Origin of the sequence: Pseudomonas sp. TH39(2020) (genome assembly GCF_016650715.1) — a bacterium.
Classification (GTDB): domain Bacteria; phylum Pseudomonadota; class Gammaproteobacteria; order Pseudomonadales; family Pseudomonadaceae; genus Aquipseudomonas; species Aquipseudomonas mandelii_C.
Genome location: NZ_JAEKFF010000006.1, coordinates 2,220,967 through 2,238,090, shown reverse-complemented (window position 1 = coordinate 2,238,090; position 17,124 = coordinate 2,220,967). Strand labels below are relative to the sequence as shown.

The following is a 17,124-nucleotide window of genomic DNA, read 5'->3' as shown; positions in this document are numbered from 1 at the left end:
TCTTATCGAGTCTCCGGCGCTACGGATGTAGCTCTCAAAATAGCTTCAAATTTAGTGGCGTAACTCGCGATCAGAACCTTCTGGTCGGAACCGTTGATAACTTTACGAGCGCCTTGATAGTCCTTGGTGGTGTTATTTACATAGGTGCCCAATTTTTGATTGGTAAAAATACCCTCTTTCATACCCCAAATCATAATGGGAACTGAATTTTTAAATCCAGCGGCCTCTTCAGGACTTCCAACAAAATCTATCCCGAAATAATCTTTGGCTTTCTGATAGTTGTTTTTCCATGTCAAGTGCACCAAACCACGCCCGCGGTATTTAAAACCGTCACCTTGGACGGTGTTTCCATTACCTATCGCTCTCTCCCTATGCGCAGCACTCGCCGCAAGAACAGGATCATACTTGTCGAAATAACTAACCGACCCGATCTCCGGCGCAGCACTAAAATATTCGGCGATTGTGTAGTTGTATGCCTCATGCCTGGCCGTTGCGAACATATACGACAATTCATATATCGTCAGCATTTCTCTATTTTTATCGACGTAGATATTTATGTTTTTTACGATTTCCCGTAGATTTTCTTTCGACTTCGCTGAAAGTGCGGGAGATTCCGCTTGGAATGATGCGTGCTGTTCGGCATACATAGCAACAAATCGTTCTACATCTATGTATACGGATTGACTCATGAAGTTATCAAGCAACGCTATCGGGTGAAAATGCCAAATCAAGCTAGAACTCATAGCCGCCTTTCCCGCAAGCTCATCCCAAAAAACATACTTGTCAATACGCTCTTTTTCATGCTTCAACGTCTTCGGGGAGGTTTCCAATAACTGATATAACTTACTCCACTTTGCAGAGTCCGCTTTGTCCTTCCATTCGGTCGGATGATGAGCGATCAGCTTCGACCACCGTGAACGTGTATCAGCATTTTTTAACGCATTCGCGAGCTCAGCTGAATCGACTTGACCGTCGTGGTTTGTGTCAATTTTGGCGAACAAATCGTTGAAGAACTGCGGCATATCTTCGGGATCAAGGAAACCATCCGCCGTAGCGTTTGTTTCTTCAACAATCTGGAACCCCAGTTTTTCCCAGTCGTGCTGGGTGATGATTTTCGCGCCTGCTTTTTTTACCAGTCCGCTGACCGGTTGACCGTCGTCGGTGATGCTAACGCTGTACCAGTCTTCCGTGCCGACCTTGATCATTGGGACCTTGCCGAGGTTGACGGCGTGGTCGAGCTTTAGCGGTGTCGTGCCGGTCGCCGGGGCTACTTTCTTAAGCTCCGTTCCGGTCGTCAATTGAAGGTACTGCTTACCTGTTTTAAGGCCAGCGAGGTTTTTGAGGAAATCTTTCACTTCCGCTTCGGCGGTGAATATTTCGACGTGAACCTGAAACTTGCTGTCCGACGCGCCTTGCTCGCTGGTGAGATTTTCCGTCTGCCCCAAGTAACCGATCGGGTCACCCGCCTTTATGCCGGTGCTGGTGGCTACAACAGTATCGAATTCGCTGGGCGTGACGGTCTCCCAACTTACGCATTTATTCGGCAGTACGTTCTCCACACAGGCCCAGAACGTCGGCGGCACAACACCATTCCCCCAAAGCGCACCACTCACTAATGTGCAAGCGGCCATGCGCAGCGTTTGATTGCCGACGGAAAGGTTCAACACCGCTTTACTGTCGAATTCGATGACGCTGCCAACGTTCAGCTGCAGCGTCCCTTTCGGACTACCGGCTGGCTGTCCATTAGTGGGGGTTGCGGGCGCGTCGTACAGCGGCAAGCGCTTCATCAACTTCGCTTTAACCTTGCCCTGCCAATAGTTCGGCCGAAGACGCTCGGGCAGCAACTCTTCCTTCCAGATTTGAGTATTGGCGGTGTTTTTGTAGGGCACTCCATTTTTCAGGTAAGCGAACCAGACTGCATCTCCAACGCCACGAGTTTTGGTCGAGCCTTTTTTCACACTTCCGGAAAGAATTTTACCTTTGGCATAAGTCAGCTCGCCGCTGTTGGCCGTTTCGAGAATTTCTAGTTGAGTGCCATTAACCAGTTTTCCGTCGGCCTGCGAGACGACACCGGGCTGGGGCGCCGTTGGATAGGCATTGAAGTCACCGACCTTCATGGTGACTTTCTTGTTGGGCGTTTCTTCAGGGGCCAGCGGATAACGAGCATGAGGCAACAAGTGCATGTAGAGGCTGTAGAAATTCAGCTTGTTTTGCTTGCCCTTGTTCGGTCCTTCTTCCGCGTTCGGCGCCGATTTGAATTCGTGACGCACCAGGCAGAAGGAGTTGGAGTACTTCAGTTTTTTCTCGTTGTCGCCGAAAGTCGACTCTAGATAATCTTCGTTAAGGCGATAAGCAACGACTTCGCCATCGGCCATGCAGCGAACGGGCTCATTCAGTACACATTGTGGGGCACTTGAATTGGTAATGTGGATACCGCCATGCCAGAACTTGTTACTGCCCAGCAAGTAGTGTCCCGACGTTTCACCTTCGAGCGCTTTGTAGACTTCTTCCGCGTCAGTGAACTGCTTCCCGTCAGCCTTCCTGAATGGATACTGGAAATTCATCTGAGGTGCAGGCCCTGCCGGGGCAGGTGCTGGAGCAGGAGCAGGCGCTGGCGCCGGTTGCGCACCCGTCCTGTATTGAGCTTTCGGACGCAAAAACTTTTCTGGCATCGGCCAGTAACCGCTCTGGTTCCCATACTTAGCGGATTTCGGCCCAGAAGAAGATTGCGAGCCGAAAAAATTCCCCGCGGTCCGTACTGAGTTGATGTCCTCGACTACCCCCGTATGCCCGTGGAAATTGATCCACAGTGCAATATCACCGGGCTCGACGCTCGCGAGCGGGATGACTTCAAAATGGGTTACGTCAGCATTTAACTGTCCCGTTGTCAGGTACGGGATTGAATATCCCGCATCCTTCAGCATTCGGTACAACAAACCTGAGCAGTCGATTTCCTTGCGACCGTCGGCGTCGGCGTCGGCGTACCCTTTCGCAGGGCCGTATTCATATTGGCTATGCGGGTAGTTAACCCGCTGTTCAAGTAGGCCGGTACTCATCGGAAGCTTCCTGCTTTAAGACATTGAGTTGAGTTATCAGCGACGACGCCCTGGGCCGCTAAGTGGTCAACACCTCGCGTACCGGACTCACTATCCATTTTCTGAACCTCCAGATAACAAGCCATTGCTCTGGGCAGATCAGCAGGGACAACAGTGCCGACTTCATACACCTCCCCTAGTTGGATAAGTGCATCAACTGAGCCTCGGCGCGCGGCGCTTTCCAATGCGGCCATTGACTGTTGCGGATTGATACAGACGTGCTTGTCGTCGTATTCACCCTCATCGCAGTAAAAATTTGCAAGCGCCACGCCTGCGTCGGGAATGCTTTTTGAAGCAGCAACCAAAAGATCCAAAATTTTGGTGTTATCCAAGCGTGGAGCTTGTCCAGAAAGACTGATTCCCGCAGCAGACAATGCAGCTTGCGGCGAACCCTGCTGTGCGCCGGCTAAATAGCTATCCAGCGCTGCGGCGTACAGATAAACACCGGACTCGGGCGAAGCATGATTGGCCAACCTGTCATACCACACACCTTTCCTCAGTTCTGGCTCACCGGGTGATAGTTTCTCCGTTCGAGCCACACCCTCTAAAACGTTTTTAAGCGACCAATTTTCGACACGACTCAGAACCCAGCAGTTGTCGTTTTTGAAGACGAAAATTTTCAGAACTCCGCCCACCTGGTCACGGACGATCACCTTGTCAGGTAATTCGACCTTAATGGTGAGATTCGAATCAGCGGCTTTTTCTGGAATGAGAACGCTCAATTCCGTAGCGTCCAGCGTTGTGAGTTTACGTTTGACTACCTTCGGCTTATCACCATCGAAAACCACTCGAATCTCTTGAACGGGAGAGGCGATAAAGGCCTTCTGTATTTCCGGCTGGGAGGCGAAAACTTTAACGAACTCTGCAAAGTCGTCGCTCGGACATTGAGCTTCAATGGACGACGAGGCAAAGGCACTGGTGTGCATACCTAAGGTCAGCAATGCGATGGAACACCACTTCACCAGACTTACGTGTTTGTTTGTTGTCATCACGAATCTCATCACTCAGAAAACACAAAAAAAGCCTTCGGCTTAACCTTTTCAGGCGGCGCGTTCAACAACGCCTGATCCATCAAACTCCCCGCCTTATCCTTATCCGCCGCCCCCGGCAGCACCGGCGGTTTAATCCCGATCCCGGTCCCACTCCCCGCCGAACCGCCAGCATTGATTTTGATCACCGGCCCAACCACGGTAATCCCGTCAGCATCGAGCTTGATGAAGCTACCACCTGCTTTTACTGTCAGCTCCATCCCGGCTTCGATGACAATCTTGTCCCCAGCCTTCAGATGAATCTCTTTCCCAACGCTAGTCAGCTGCGCAGTCCCCAACTTCACATGCTGGTTCTGCCCAATCGTCAGGTGGTCATCCATCCGCGCTTCAGTCTTGCGATCCGCAATCGTGGTCCGATGCTCTTCCGCCTTCAGCTCGGTGTAAGTGTTCTTCTCCACCGTGTCATGGCGCTCATTCCCGACCCGAATCTTCTGATCATGCTCAATGTTTTCATCCCAATCCCGCTGGGCATGGATGTAGATCTGTTCCGCACCTTTCTTGTCTTCGATGCGCAGTTCGTTGTATCCGCCGCCCCCCGGTGAGCTGAGGGTTTTGAACACGGTGCGAGTCTTGTTCGCCGGCAAGTCGTAGGGGACGAGGTTTTCCTTGTGGTACAGACACCCAGTCACCAACGGCTGATCCGGATCCCCTTCAAGGAACGTCACCAGCACTTCCATACCAATACGCGGAATGACAATCGCGCCATACCGATCCCCAGCCCAACTCGAAGAAACACGCATCCAGCAGCTGGTTTTGTCATCCGCCAACCCTTCACGATCCCAGTGGAATTGCACTTTGATGCGGCCGTACTGATCGCAGTGAATCTCTTCACCTTTAGGCCCGGTGACCATCGCAGTCTGACTACCGAGCACACGCGGTTTCGGATGCTCCAGCGCCGGGCGGTAGAACACGTCCCACGGGGTGGCGAGGAAGCGGTTGCGGTAGCCTTGGTGGAAGTCGTCCTTTTTGTCGGTGGTGTCGCTGGTCACCGACTCTTCGAGGACTTGCGGCTGTTTGCCTTCGTGGACGATTTCGGTGAGCAGCCAGAGGTCGTTCCACTCGGTGCGCGGGTGGTCGGACATTTCCAGGAAGTGGCCGCTGACCAGGGTGGTCTGATCGCTTTTGCCTTCGGCCTGGCGGTAGTCGGCGCGGTGGCGTTCGAGGGCGCGTTGGCTGAGGAATTTGCCGCGTGCGCGGTCGATGAAGCGGCCGGGGTAGTCGTAGTCTTCGAGGTCCGGTTCATCGCTTTGCGCCTCGGGTTTGTAGGCGGACTCAAGTTGCAGGCGAGGTTTTTCGAAGTCGTAGTCGCGACGGGTGACGCGGCCGGTGCGGGTTTCCAGGCGCAGTTTGAAGCCTTTGATCACCGGTTCGTCGGCGACCATGCCGCTGCCTTGCACATATGCGGTCGGCTGACCGAGTTTCGGGAACACGGTCTGGTCGTCGCCGAACACCAGCAGATGGGCTTTTTCGCTGTGCTGGAAGTGGTAGTGAATGCCTTCTTCTTCGCACAGGCGTTGGACGAAGTGCAGGTCGGTTTCGTCGTACTGCACGCAGTAGTCGCGGTCCGGGCAGGGTTGGCTCAGCTGGAATTTGTAGGCGTTGCCCTTGATCCCGTGTTCGTCGAGGATCAGCGCGATGATTTTCGGCGCCGACATCTGCTGGTAGATGCGTTGGTTGGTGCGGTGGTGCAGGTATTGCAGTTGCGACACCAGGGAGATTTTGTAGCGGGTCAGGCGTTTGCCGGCATCACCTTGGGCGACGCGGTAGATCTGGCCGTGGATGCCGCTGCCCTGCGGATCAAGCGCCAGAAATGCCTGCTTGTGCAGGAGTTTTTCCAGGTCGAGGTCGGGGTTTTCGCTGACCAGTTCCAGGTCGAAGCGATACGGCTGGCTGATGCCTTCGGTGCCGGTGAACGACAACACTTGCAGGTCGCCGACGTAGTCTTCCACGGTCAGGCTGAAGTGCGTTTCGTTAGCTGGGTTGAACATTGCTTGCTCCCTGTTCGGTAGTCATCCGTTACGCCCGCAGTCGCAGGCGTTGCAGCAAAGACGAAGTGGCGCCCATGGCGTCACGCAGTTGTGCGGCGGTGATGGTGCGCTTGGCCGCATCGAAAGCCAGCGCCGTTCGCAGGGCTGGCCAGCAGTGTTTCGGTAGGTTCCTGGGGGCGTGCAGCTCGCGTTCGAGGTGGCCATCTCTGGCCTCGGTCGAGGGCAAGCGGCGGAACGGGTGTTTACCGCCCGCCAGTTCGTAGAGCACGCAGGCCACGCCATAAATATCCGCACTGGCCGACAGCGGTTGGCCTTCGAGCAGTTCGGGGGCGGCGTAGCCGGGGGTCCAGGCGTTGAAGCGGTTGCGGCTCAGGTGTGGCAGGCCGGGCAGGATGCCCTCCTCGGCCTGGCCCAGACCGAAGTCAAACAGGCGCACGCCCTCTTCGCTGAGCATGACGTTGCTCGGCTTCATGTCACCGTGCAGCACGCCGCGAGCGTGGGCGAAGGCCAGCGCGTCGAGCAGCGGCAGCGCGATGTCGCGCAGTTCTTTCCACGGCAGGCCCAGCGGCCGCTCGCAGAGTAGTTTGTCCAGGGTCAGCCCACGCATGAGTTCCATGGTGATGAAGGCGCGCTGGCAGTCGGTGTCCACTTCAAAGCTGTGCAAACGCAGCACGTTGTCGTGGCGCAGGCGTCGGGTCAGGGCGAACTCGCTGTAGAGCAAGGCACTGGCGTCCGGCGATTCGGCAAATTCTTCGCTGAGGATTTTCAGCGCGATGTAAGGGTCGGGATCGCCGAACTGCTCACTCAGCAGATCCCGTGCGCGGTAAACCGCGCCCATGCCGCCGGCACCGAGCAGGCGCTCGATGCGGTAACGGCCTGCCAGCACGTCGGGCATTTCGCCAACGCTGGCCTTTGTAGGCGCCAGTGCGGGCTCAGCTTTATGCGACTTGGCAAACGCAAAGTAAGTCAGGTTATTGGCTTCCTCGTCGGTCACCGGCAGGTCGTCGAGCGGCGGCATGAGTTGAGTCATTTTCGGATCACCACAGCAGTCAAATTGTCCCGGGCCGAGCCACGCAGGGCGCCGTCGAACAGACGCTCCAGCGCAACGTGCGGCGCGGTCAGGCTCAGGGCGTTGCCCAAGGCATCGGTGCTCAACCCCTGGTACAAACCATCGCTGCACAACAGAAACGCATCGCCGGGGTAAACCTCGAGTTCAAGCACATCCAGCGTCAGCTGCTCCGCAGCCCCGACCGCACGGGTCAAGGCATGAGCAGAAGGATGGGCACGGGCGTCTTCGACACTCATGTTTTGCTCGTCGATCAGTTGCTGTTGCAGCGAATGGTCCTTGGACAGCTGATACAAACGTTGGCCGCGCCACAGGTAGCAACGGCTGTCGCCGGCCCAGATGCAGGCCGCGCGATTGCCTTCCACCAGCAGCGCCACCACGGTGCTGCCCATGATGCTGTCATGGCGCCCGGCGGTGACGGTCAACTCCTGACCCAAGCGGCGGTTCAGCCAGTGCAAACACTGGCGAATGCCTTTGAGTCGTTCGTCGAAGTCGTCCTGCACCGGCAATTCCGCCAGGCTGGCGACGATCAACTGGCTGGCGATGTCGCCACCCTGATGACCGCCCATGCCGTCCGCGACCACCCACAGCCCCTGTTGTGGGCAGTCCAGGAAAGCATCTTCGTTGCGCGCCCGAACCTTGCCCGGATCGGTACGCGCAGCGCTGCGCCAGGGACTGGCAACCAGCATCAGAGCTGCACCGGCATACGGAAGGTACGCAGCACGCCCATGTCGAACGGGTTCGGTGTGCGCTGGCTCGACAGCAAGTAGTTGGCGCGCAGGCCGCCCACATCAGCTTTCAGTACCAGCACATCGCGACCGCTCAGGTACTCGGTCTGCATCAGGTCGAACAGACGGAAGAGCGACCATGGGCCGGTGTTCTTTTCGATACCGATCGGGCGGCCGGCCATTTTGTCGAGGACCAGGCTGGTGCGACCGTCTTCAGCATCGGTCGGCCATTTGAACGACACCGGCACGATCGGGCCGTGGCGGTATTCGATGGTCTTGTCACCAAACTTGAACTCGGAACGGCTGACAGCCGGGTCGAGGGTGTACGGCTCCAGTTTGAATTGCACTTGCGGTTCAGCCGGGTTGATCGAGAAGAAGCTCTGGCGAATCACTTGTGCCGCGGCCATCTGGTCGAGGTAGACCTTGGAGATCGGCATGCTGTGACCGTCGATGCTGCGCAGACGGTAGTTGCCTGGATCGCCACTCACGAACGGACGCATGTAGGTCTCGAAGAAGCGATCGTTGATGCCCTGCGCCTTGAAGAACTCGCGGAAGTCGCTGATCGCAACGTCGCTGGTGCTGTGGGCGCTAAACGGGTAACGCTTGTTGATCGCCTTGCCATAGAAGCTGTACAGCTCGCTCTGATAACGCTGGTTCAGGTACTGGTAGGAATCGTTCAGCACCAGACGCCAGGTGTCTTCAGCCAGTACGTTGAACCACACGCTGACCGGACGCGGCAGACGGTTGGAGGCATTGCGCAAGTTGCTCAGCGCATCACGCTGGCCGCTCATGCGGGTCTTGGCCATTTCAAACGCAGCCTGTTCCGGCGCGCTGGCACGAGCGAGGCTCGCCAGTTGCAGTTGCAGGTCGTTGAGCGCCGTCAGGGCCGGGGTCAAATCAGCGGCTGGGCCGTTGTTGTCATCCAGCAAACGGTGCAGCGGTTCGAAGCGACGTTGCAGGGATTTCTTCGCGGTGTCCGGCAGGTTCTTGGACATGTCTGCGGCTTTGTCAGCCGCGGCCGCCGCGAGTTTGCCGAGCTTGCCGCCCTTCTCGCCCAGTTTGTCCGCCGCCTCGGCAGCTTCATCAGCGCTGTCGGCGATCACAGGGAAACGGGTGTTCTCGCGCACTTCCACCAGCAGTTGTAGCACGGGGGAGTTGGCGGACGTCAGGCCCGCCAGTTGCTCGGCGCCTTCACCGGCGTCGTTGATCGGTGGCAAGGCAACCTGGCCAACCGCTTCACTCCAGAAGTTGGCGTAGTCGCGGAAGTACAGTTGCTCCAGTTCGACCATCAGGCGACGCAAGTCCATGCCGCTGATGCCCGAGCCTTCGCCCAGCACCCAGTTGTCACGCAGGAGGTCGGTGACCAGCGCAGAGCCCTGGACCGAAAAGTACTGTTGATAACCCTGTTGGGTGTAGAAACCCGGGATCACGTATTCGGTGCCGACAAACAGCGAAGCTTGCGGGCCGATGTGTTGGCTCAAACGGTATTCCGGGAGGTTGCGAGCCTGCTCGCGCAGCATCCGGTAAACCACGTTGGCCAGCGATTCGCTGCGCAGGACCTGACGCGCCTGAGCCACCAGTTGATCGTTCAACGGGTAGATAAACGGCTGCTTCAGCAAACGCTCGAAGTGGGTGTTCAAACCGTTCTGCACGGCGGTGTTGCCGGCGTAACGCTGGGACCATTCGGTAGCGACCCAATCCTTGAGCCACGGGCCGTCGCGACGGTCTTTCATGTTCAGCATCAGGTACGCACGCAGGCTGTTGAGCAAGCGTTCGCGGTCCTTCATGTTGGCGCGGATCTGACCTTCCAGCAGCGTCGCGACCTTCGGCAGCAATTGCGCTTCGAGCTCACGCTCGTAGGCCTCCTTGACCACCGGATTGACCTCTTCGCCCTGGTACAGACCACCGCGCTCGTGGTAACTCACGTCGCCTTTTTTCGGGAAGACCTGAGTCGCTGCGTAGCTGGTGTCGAGGGGCTTGAGCACCGCCATGGAATCATCACGCGCGGTCAATGCCGAGCGCTGTTGCGTCCAGTTGGTCGCCAGGCTGCGCAGGTTTTCCAGACGCTCGTAGTTGGCCGAAAATCCGCCCGCCCACAGCATGCCGAACAGCGCCAATGCCGCCAATGCGCCCACGTACAACGCACGCTGGCCCCAATGAATGCGGCTGCGTTCGCGCTTGTCCAGACCGGCCAGATCGGCCTCGGGGAAAATCACCCGGCTGAGCAAGTGGTGAATGAAGCGCGAACGGCCGCTGCGCAAGGTCGGCAGCACGCCAGCGTTCATGCCCAGATTGGCGCCGATGCCGGCGGTGGTCTGGTCCATCTCTTGGGTCAGGTGCGGTGCGCTGGTCAGGTAGAAACCGCGCAACTGGCTGACACGCTGGTAACGGTTGCCGGTGAACGCCATGTCGACGAACAGGCACAGACGCTCGCCGATCTGCCCCAGTTGATGCGGGAAGTCGAGGATGCGGCCACGGCGCTGGGTGTCGCGCTCCTGGTGCATGCGCATGATCACCTGGCTGTTCAGGCGACGCAGCAGCTCTTCGAACTCGGCGCGCAGGACGGCGACGTCGGTGCCGCTCTGCTCTTTGCGGAAGCTGGTGCCGAGCACCTGATCGCTTTCTTCGCGGGTCAGTTGATCAAAGAACTCGTCGAAACCGAGCAGCGTGTCAGCCTTGCTCAGCACCAGATAAACCGGCACATCGACGTGCAGTTTCTGATGCACGTCTTGCAGACGGGCACGCACCTGGCGAGCCAGGGTATCGAGGTCTTGCTCGCTGCCGCTCAGCAGTGTTTCCACCGGAATGGTCACCAGCACACCGTTCAACGGACGGTTGCGGCGACGCTTGCGCAGCAGGTCGAGCAAGGTGCTCCAGGCGCTGCCATCGACTTCGCCATCCGACTGGGTCAGGTAACGTCCGGCGGTGTCGATCAGCACACCGTGGTCGGCGAAATACCAGTCGCAATGACGGGTGCCGAGGGTGTCGCGGGTCAGCTTGCGATCGATCTTGTTGATCGGAAACTCAAGGCCCGAGAAGTCCAACAGGCTGGTCTTGCCGCTGCCCTGCGGGCCGATCAGCAAGTACCACGGCAAATCACTGCGCCAGCGTTCGCTGCGACCGCGATAGAGGCTCGAAGTCTTCAGGGTTTTCAACGCATCCTTGAAGCGCACGCGAAGCTCTTTCTGCTCTTCGTCGATCAACTCTTCACGGCGGATACGATCCTGGCCGTCTTCGGTGTCTTCGATAGCCTTTTTGCGTACGCCAGCGCGCCAGCTGACGAAGACCATGGTCAGGCCCCAGATCAGGAACAGCACACTGATGGTCAGCAGGCGGGAGGTCGAACCTTCCCAGAACTTGTAGTCATCGACGGCCAGCAGCGGCCCGACGAACCACACCAGCAGCGCGACGAACAGCACCACCAGCAAGGTCCAGACCCAGGTCTTGCGCAAGAATGCGCCGACTTTCTTGAAAAACTTTTTCATCACACGTCCCTGTTTACGGCTGCGACTGCGGCTGGACCGCGGCCGGATCTAGCTGCTGATAAGGTTGCAGAACGGTTTCGCGTTGCTCGCCCAGTACCCAGGCAAAGCCCGAATACATCACCACCAGGCAAACCACGGTGAACAGCACCACCATCCACGCCGGCACGATGCGCACCAGGCTGCGGCGCTGATCGTTCAAGCCTTCCCAATGGGGCGAGAGTTCGCGAGGCACGTCGCCGCGCAGTTGACGAATCTGGCGATACAAGGCGTCGCGGATGCCTTCGAGCTCGAGCATGCCGCGGGCTTGCACGCGGTACTTGCCCTCGAAGCCCAGCGACAGGCACAGGTACATCAGTTCCAGCATCGGCAGGTGCTTGACCGGGTTTTTCGACAGGCGATCCAGCAGCTGGAAAAACTTCTCGCCGCCGAAGGTTTCGTTGTGGAAGCTGCTGAGCAGGCTCATCTGCGACCACTCGCTTTCGTTGCCCCACGGTGTGGTCACGACGGCCTCGTCGACCACGGTGCAGAGCACGTAACGCGCGGCCATCACCTGGCTGCTTTCGGCGCCGTTGTGCAGCGCCCGCACTTCAAACAGTTTCAGCCCGGCGGTCAGTCGCTCGTTGAGCGCGTACATGTCTTCGCGGGTGTCGCTGTGCTTGAGTCGCACCACTTCCGACAACAGGTCGGACGCCGCGGCCACCAGCGAATTGAGGCTGATGTTGAAGGCTTCGGCCGGGCGCAAGCGTGCGGCGTAGATCATCCGCTCTTCGAGCTGTTCAAAACGCGGCGGTGCGGCGAAATCGGTTAGCGGACTCTGCGCCGGGCCGTGGCCCTGGCGGTCGAGCAGGACGGTTTTATCGTCCTGGTTGTGTTCCATGTCCTTGATCATGTCGGTCAGTTCCTGATGGCCCAGAATTTCAGTTCAAGCTCGGCAAATTCGCCGGACACGTGGAACGCGAAGCCGCCGGAGCGCTCGAGTTGGGCCAGGTCTTCGGAACTGAGTTCGAGAATGAAATAGGTTTTGTTGGAGTGGAACGCGATCTGCCGCGGGGCCACCGGCAACGGTTTGACCTTGATGCCCGGCAGATGCAGGTTGACCAGTTGGCGGATGCGCTCCACCGGGCCGACCTTGAGGTGCGCCGGCAAGCGATGGCGCAGTTCTTCGGAGTCGCAGTTGGCACTGGCGGCGAGCACGAACGAGGCCGAGCCCAGCAGTTTGTGGTCGTGCAACGGCGAGACGATGATCCCGTACTGGCGCGCTTGCAGGACCAGTTCGATGGCGTGCTGTTCGAGCACCATCGACAGCACCTGACGAATCGCTTCCATCAGTTTGCGGAAGCTCGCGCCCTGATCGCTGTGCTGGTAGCGGCTGTCCAGGCGCGGGCGTTTGCTGTCGCTGGAGAAGGTCGCCAGATCGCCGAGCATGGTCAGCAGCGTGCGGTACAACTCTTCCGGGTGAACCTGTTCCAGGCCGAGGTAGTGGCGCAGCAGCAGTTCGGTGCGGTTGATCAGTTGCAGCATCATGAAGTCGCCGACTTCCGCGCCACCGACCTTGCCGTTGGAACGAATGCGCTCGGCGATGGTGTCGCCCCGGTGGCCGAGCATGCTGATCACTTCTTTCAGACACGACAGCAGGTAGCTGGACGAATGCGCCTGAATGTAGGTCGGCACGAAGTCCGGGTCGAGGCTGATCACGCCGTCGGGCGTGGTGTCGAGCACTTCGCAGATCTTCAGTTTCACGTAGGCCTGGTCGCTCTGTTGCTCACCGAGCAGCAGTTTGAAGTCCGGGCGGCCGCAGCTGACCTGGCTGGCGGAATCGTCGCCGGCGTTGGAGTCGGCCACTTCCGCTTCGTACGCGGTGTAGCGCGCCAGCACGTCGGATTGCTCCGGACGACGCGACTCGATGTGGTTGCCGGTGACCAGCGGCAGCGCCAGGTAGATCGGCGTGTTACCGGTGTTCGGCGGCACGTCGAGGGCCAGCGGCTCGGTGTTGCCGCCGAGTTCGAACAGGCTGCCGTCCGGCAGAATCCCCGAGGCCTGGCTGATCACCAGTTTGCCCATGTTGAGGAACTGCAAGTCGATGTCCAGGTTCAGGAAGCCCCAGGTGTAGCTCCCCAGCAACTGAGTGCGGGTCTTCATCTGGTGGTCGTAGTAGCGATCGTTGTGCTGGAAGTGCTGCGGACGCAGCAGCATGCCTTCCTGCCAAATCACTTTATGGGAATTCATGATCAGTCATCTGCCTTGGCGAGCGTTTCGTTGCTATTGCGAATACCGGCCTGGTCGAGGGTCAGATCAGCGTCGGTGACTTCTACAGGGGTGACTTGCACCGTGTAGCGCCATTTGGTTTCCGGCAGATCGCGGTAGGCGGCGAGAATGCCGACGTAGCGACTGCCCTCCTCCACGCTGAGTTTCATCTCCACGGTTTCACCTGGACGCAGTTCAATTTCTTCGCTGGCCACCAGGTCCGGGGCCAGGGATTCCTTGGCGCGCTCGTACAGGCTGAAGAAGTCAGCGTTCTCGAACGTCACCGGATGCTTGAGCTCGAACAGACGCACAACGATCGGCGACGGACGCCCGTTGAGGTCCGGGTTCAGCTGATCGCTGGCGGTCAGCTTCAGGTTGAGTTTGGTGACGTGGGAATACGGCGACAGCGACGAGCAGCCGGCCAGCAGCACCAGGGCCGCGAACGCCATCAGCGTCTTGAAAAAAGCGGTCGAGCAGCGAGACATGCGCATCATCCTTGGTGGTCGGTGTGAAGGGTGGAAATCAGGCGGATCTGTTCTTCGTAGGCCTGAGCGAAGTCGCGGGCCAGCAGGCGCTCGCTCCAGTCATCGTCCTGGCGCAGGGCCTGGTGATAACGACCGTAAGCTCTCCAGCGACTGCCGGACGTGGCGAGCAACGGCTTGTTGTCGCGCTCGAAACGCAGGGTCAATTGCTGTGGCGAGAAGTGTTCCAGCGTGCCGCGAACGGCAGCGCGACTGGCGGTCAGCAACGCCACCTGATGCGCCTGCAAATCGCGGAACGCACGGGAGATTGCTTGCTCAGCCGGCAACTGGCCCGGCTTGTTCGGCTGCAACAAAATGCCCAACGCTTCGCCGGCATCGACGGCAAATTTCAGCGGGTTCTTTTGGGTGCCTTGCACAGTGGTCTGGGCCAGACGCAGTTCGTTTTTCAGTTCGCTGCGGGTGCGCAGGCTCTGCTGCAAACCACCGACGCTTTGCTTGAGCAGGCGTGCGGCGTTCAGCGCCAAGGCTTCGCGGGCATCGTGGTCGAGGCCTTTGAGGTCCACGCCCAACGCGGCACCGAAGTGCTCCCAGAAACCTTCGCTCTGACGCTCGACCGCTTTGGGCGGTGGCGCGGGTGTTGGCTCTGCCGGGGCGTTGATCAGCTCTGGCACCATCAGGCTTTCCATGTCGATGCGCGCATAGTCGGCGCGCTGACGGGTGTCCTCGATGGTCGTGCTCGGGGAGATCAGCTCGTCGATTTCCGAATACACGCGCTCTTGCTGATCGAGGGCATTGAGCGGGTCGAGATCGAGAAACGCATCGTCCGGAATGATGCTGCCTGCCACTTGCGGACGGCCGACTTCAACGTCGAAGGTCGCCGGATCGCGTACCAGCCGCGCACGGATCTCGAAGTCACCCAGCACGTAGACGCTGCCGTGCTCGATGCGCATCGCTTCGCCCTTGCGCAGGCGCGCGCCGCTTTCGCTGTCCTGGATACCGTTGCTGCTGGTATCGGTCAGGAAAAACGTGCCTTCGCGATAGCTGATCAACGCGTGGTGGTTGGACAGGTGACGCTTGCGGTCCGGAATGATCCAGTCGCAATCCTCACCCCGACCGATCACGCCACCGGCCTGTTTGAAGGTCTTCTGGCACAAATCCGTGGGCACGAACTGCTTGGTGTTGAGCATTTCGAAAACCAGTTCCATGGTGATACTCCTTGCGGTCACTTGCCGCGATTGACCGCCTGCGGATCACCCAATGGGCGATAGGTGTTGTCGTTGTATTTGTAATTGCCGCTACAGCCGCCGAGGCCGCATAGAACGACGAGGGTCAGCAGGACGGCTTGCCAGTGACGAACAGACATCAGAGGGTCTCCAGGGGTAGACAAAGTACAAAGCGCCGACCCGTTGGGGCGGCGCTGTTAGAAGCGGATAAGGTGAAATCGATGGTCGTTTGCCTAGCCATCGAAATCACCCAAATTGATATTCAGGCGCCCGAGGCGATACAGCAGCGTGCGGCGTGGAAGCCCGAGTTCGCGGGCCGCGAGGGTTTGGTTGCCGTCGTTTTTGCGCAGGCAATCGAGCAACAGACTGCGTTCGACCTGCTCCAGGCGTTCGCGCAGGTTCAGGCCGCTGCTGTCTTCCGGCATGGCCTCCATGCGCAGAGAGAAATGTTCGGCCAACAACTCACCGCCCTCGCACAGCAGCACCGCACGTTCGACCAGACCTTTGAGTTCACGCACGTTGCCGGGGAAGGCGTAACCGGACAGGTGATCCAGCGCCGCATCGGACCAGCGCACCGCATCGCGCTGCAAGAACGAGCAGGCCTTGTCGGCGAAGTGCCGGGCCAGGTCGAGAATGTCGCCTTCGCGCTGACGCAGGGCCGGCAACTCGATCGGAAATTGCGCGAGGCGGTAGTACAAGTCCTCGCGAAATTTGCCTTCGCTGACCAGCACCGACAAATCCCGGTGCGTCGCGGCGATGATGCGCACGTCGATCTTGTGGGTGTCGTTGGAACCCAGCGGGCGAATCTCGCCCTCCTGCAGAACCCGCAACAGCTTGGCTTGCAGGGACAACGGCATGTCGCCGATTTCATCGAGCAGCAAGGTGCCGCCGTTGGCCGCGTCGAACAGCCCGGCACGGTCGCGATCAGCACCGGTGAACGCACCTTTGCGGTAGCCGAACAATTCGCTTTCCAGCAGGTTCTCGGGGAACGCCGCGCAGTTCTGCACGATGAACGCCTGGGAACGGCGCGGGCCGCAATCGTGAATCGCCCGCGCCACCACTTCCTTGCCGGTGCCGGTTTCGCCGCGCAGCAGCACGGTATACGGGCTGTGCAGGACTTTGCTGATCAACGAATAGGTCTGGCGCATGGCCGAACTCTTGCCGATCAAACCGTAACCGCTGGCGCTCGGAACGCTGACCTTCACTGGCCGCGCATCACTGGTTGGCTGACACAGACGTTGCAGCAAATGCAGTTGGCCGAGCACGAACGAACCGAGTTGACCGAGGGAATCGGCAAAACCTTGCAGGTCGATGTGCCGGCGACTGGCGCACACCAGCAAGCCTTCGACGGCTTTCTGCTGATTGACCAGCGGCACACACAACAGCGACTGCCAAGGCATGGCCTGAGGTGGCAGGAAACTGGTTTCGTGCAAGCTGCCGCTCAGCTCGCTGAGACACACCACGCGGCTCTGGCACAGGGCGAATTGCAGCAGTTGTTCACCGTTGTAATCCGCCGGCAGGCTCTCCGCTTCCCGGGGTTGCAGGATGCCGTTGAGGCATTCGGCGTTCATCCCCAGGCACGTGTGAGTCGCGTCCAGCAGGTACAACTGCGTCAACTCACAACCGCTGAGCTCGGCCAACCCGCGCACGAAGTCACCCAGCAGCGCAGCACCGTCCGCCGCGCGCGACAAGCTGGCGAATTGCGCCAGCAAGGCTTCGGCATAGACCAGCGGCTGCGGCACTTGAGTGAACATCACACCCACC

At 58.9% G+C, this 17,124-nt stretch carries 12 protein-coding genes; all 12 read right to left on the bottom strand.

The window, feature by feature from the left end:
- Positions 1–2: 2 nt before the first annotated feature.
- Complete coding sequence (locus tag JFU47_RS17890; RefSeq protein ID WP_201184660.1) at positions 3–3,056, bottom strand: hypothetical protein; 3,054 nt, start codon at positions 3,054–3,056, stop codon at positions 3–5.
- A complete protein-coding gene (locus JFU47_RS17885; RefSeq protein WP_201184658.1) occupies positions 3,053–4,084 on the bottom strand; it encodes a tetratricopeptide repeat protein in 1,032 nt (343 codons plus the stop codon). The genes JFU47_RS17890 and JFU47_RS17885 overlap by 4 nt, the downstream gene beginning before the upstream one ends.
- Positions 4,085–4,095: 11 nt before the next feature.
- Complete coding sequence (gene tssI / locus JFU47_RS17880) at positions 4,096–6,132, bottom strand: type VI secretion system Vgr family protein (protein WP_201184656.1); 2,037 nt, start codon at positions 6,130–6,132, stop codon at positions 4,096–4,098.
- A 28-nt stretch (positions 6,133–6,160) separates the two neighbouring features.
- Entirely contained in the window at positions 6,161–7,162 is a 1,002-nt protein-coding gene (locus JFU47_RS17875; protein WP_201184654.1) for a serine/threonine-protein kinase, read from the bottom strand.
- The gene (locus tag JFU47_RS17870; protein ID WP_140675581.1) at positions 7,159–7,887 is read right to left on the bottom strand and encodes a PP2C family protein-serine/threonine phosphatase; all 729 of its coding nucleotides are present in this window, start codon (positions 7,885–7,887) and stop codon (positions 7,159–7,161) included. The genes JFU47_RS17875 and JFU47_RS17870 overlap by 4 nt, the downstream gene beginning before the upstream one ends.
- Positions 7,887–11,411 (bottom strand): type VI secretion system membrane subunit TssM, encoded by a 3,525-nt coding sequence (gene tssM, locus JFU47_RS17865; RefSeq protein WP_201184652.1) that lies wholly within the window; start codon positions 11,409–11,411, stop codon positions 7,887–7,889. Before tssM ends, JFU47_RS17870 begins: the two co-directional genes overlap by 1 nt.
- Positions 11,412–11,424: 13 nt before the next feature.
- Positions 11,425–12,300 carry a type IVB secretion system protein IcmH/DotU gene (gene icmH, locus JFU47_RS17860; RefSeq protein ID WP_149631550.1) on the bottom strand — a complete coding sequence of 292 codons (876 nt, stop codon included), beginning with the start codon at positions 12,298–12,300 and terminating at the stop codon, positions 11,425–11,427.
- 5 nt (positions 12,301–12,305) lie between these two features.
- Complete coding sequence (gene tssK, locus JFU47_RS17855; protein WP_046045022.1) at positions 12,306–13,637, bottom strand: type VI secretion system baseplate subunit TssK; 1,332 nt, start codon at positions 13,635–13,637, stop codon at positions 12,306–12,308.
- A gap of 2 nt (positions 13,638–13,639) precedes the next feature.
- Positions 13,640–14,140: a type VI secretion system lipoprotein TssJ gene (gene tssJ / locus JFU47_RS17850; protein WP_201184650.1), complete on the bottom strand. Its 501-nt coding sequence runs from the start codon at positions 14,138–14,140 to the stop codon at positions 13,640–13,642.
- Between the two features lie 5 nt (positions 14,141–14,145).
- Complete coding sequence (gene tagH, locus JFU47_RS17845; protein WP_201184648.1) at positions 14,146–15,342, bottom strand: type VI secretion system-associated FHA domain protein TagH; 1,197 nt, start codon at positions 15,340–15,342, stop codon at positions 14,146–14,148.
- Between the two features lie 17 nt (positions 15,343–15,359).
- Positions 15,360–15,500 (bottom strand): hypothetical protein, encoded by a 141-nt coding sequence (locus tag JFU47_RS17840; protein WP_008150087.1) that lies wholly within the window; start codon positions 15,498–15,500, stop codon positions 15,360–15,362.
- Positions 15,501–15,593: 93 nt separating this feature from the next.
- A complete protein-coding gene (locus tag JFU47_RS17835) occupies positions 15,594–17,114 on the bottom strand; it encodes a sigma-54 interaction domain-containing protein (RefSeq protein WP_201184646.1) in 1,521 nt (506 codons plus the stop codon).
- Positions 17,115–17,124 lie beyond the last annotated feature (10 nt).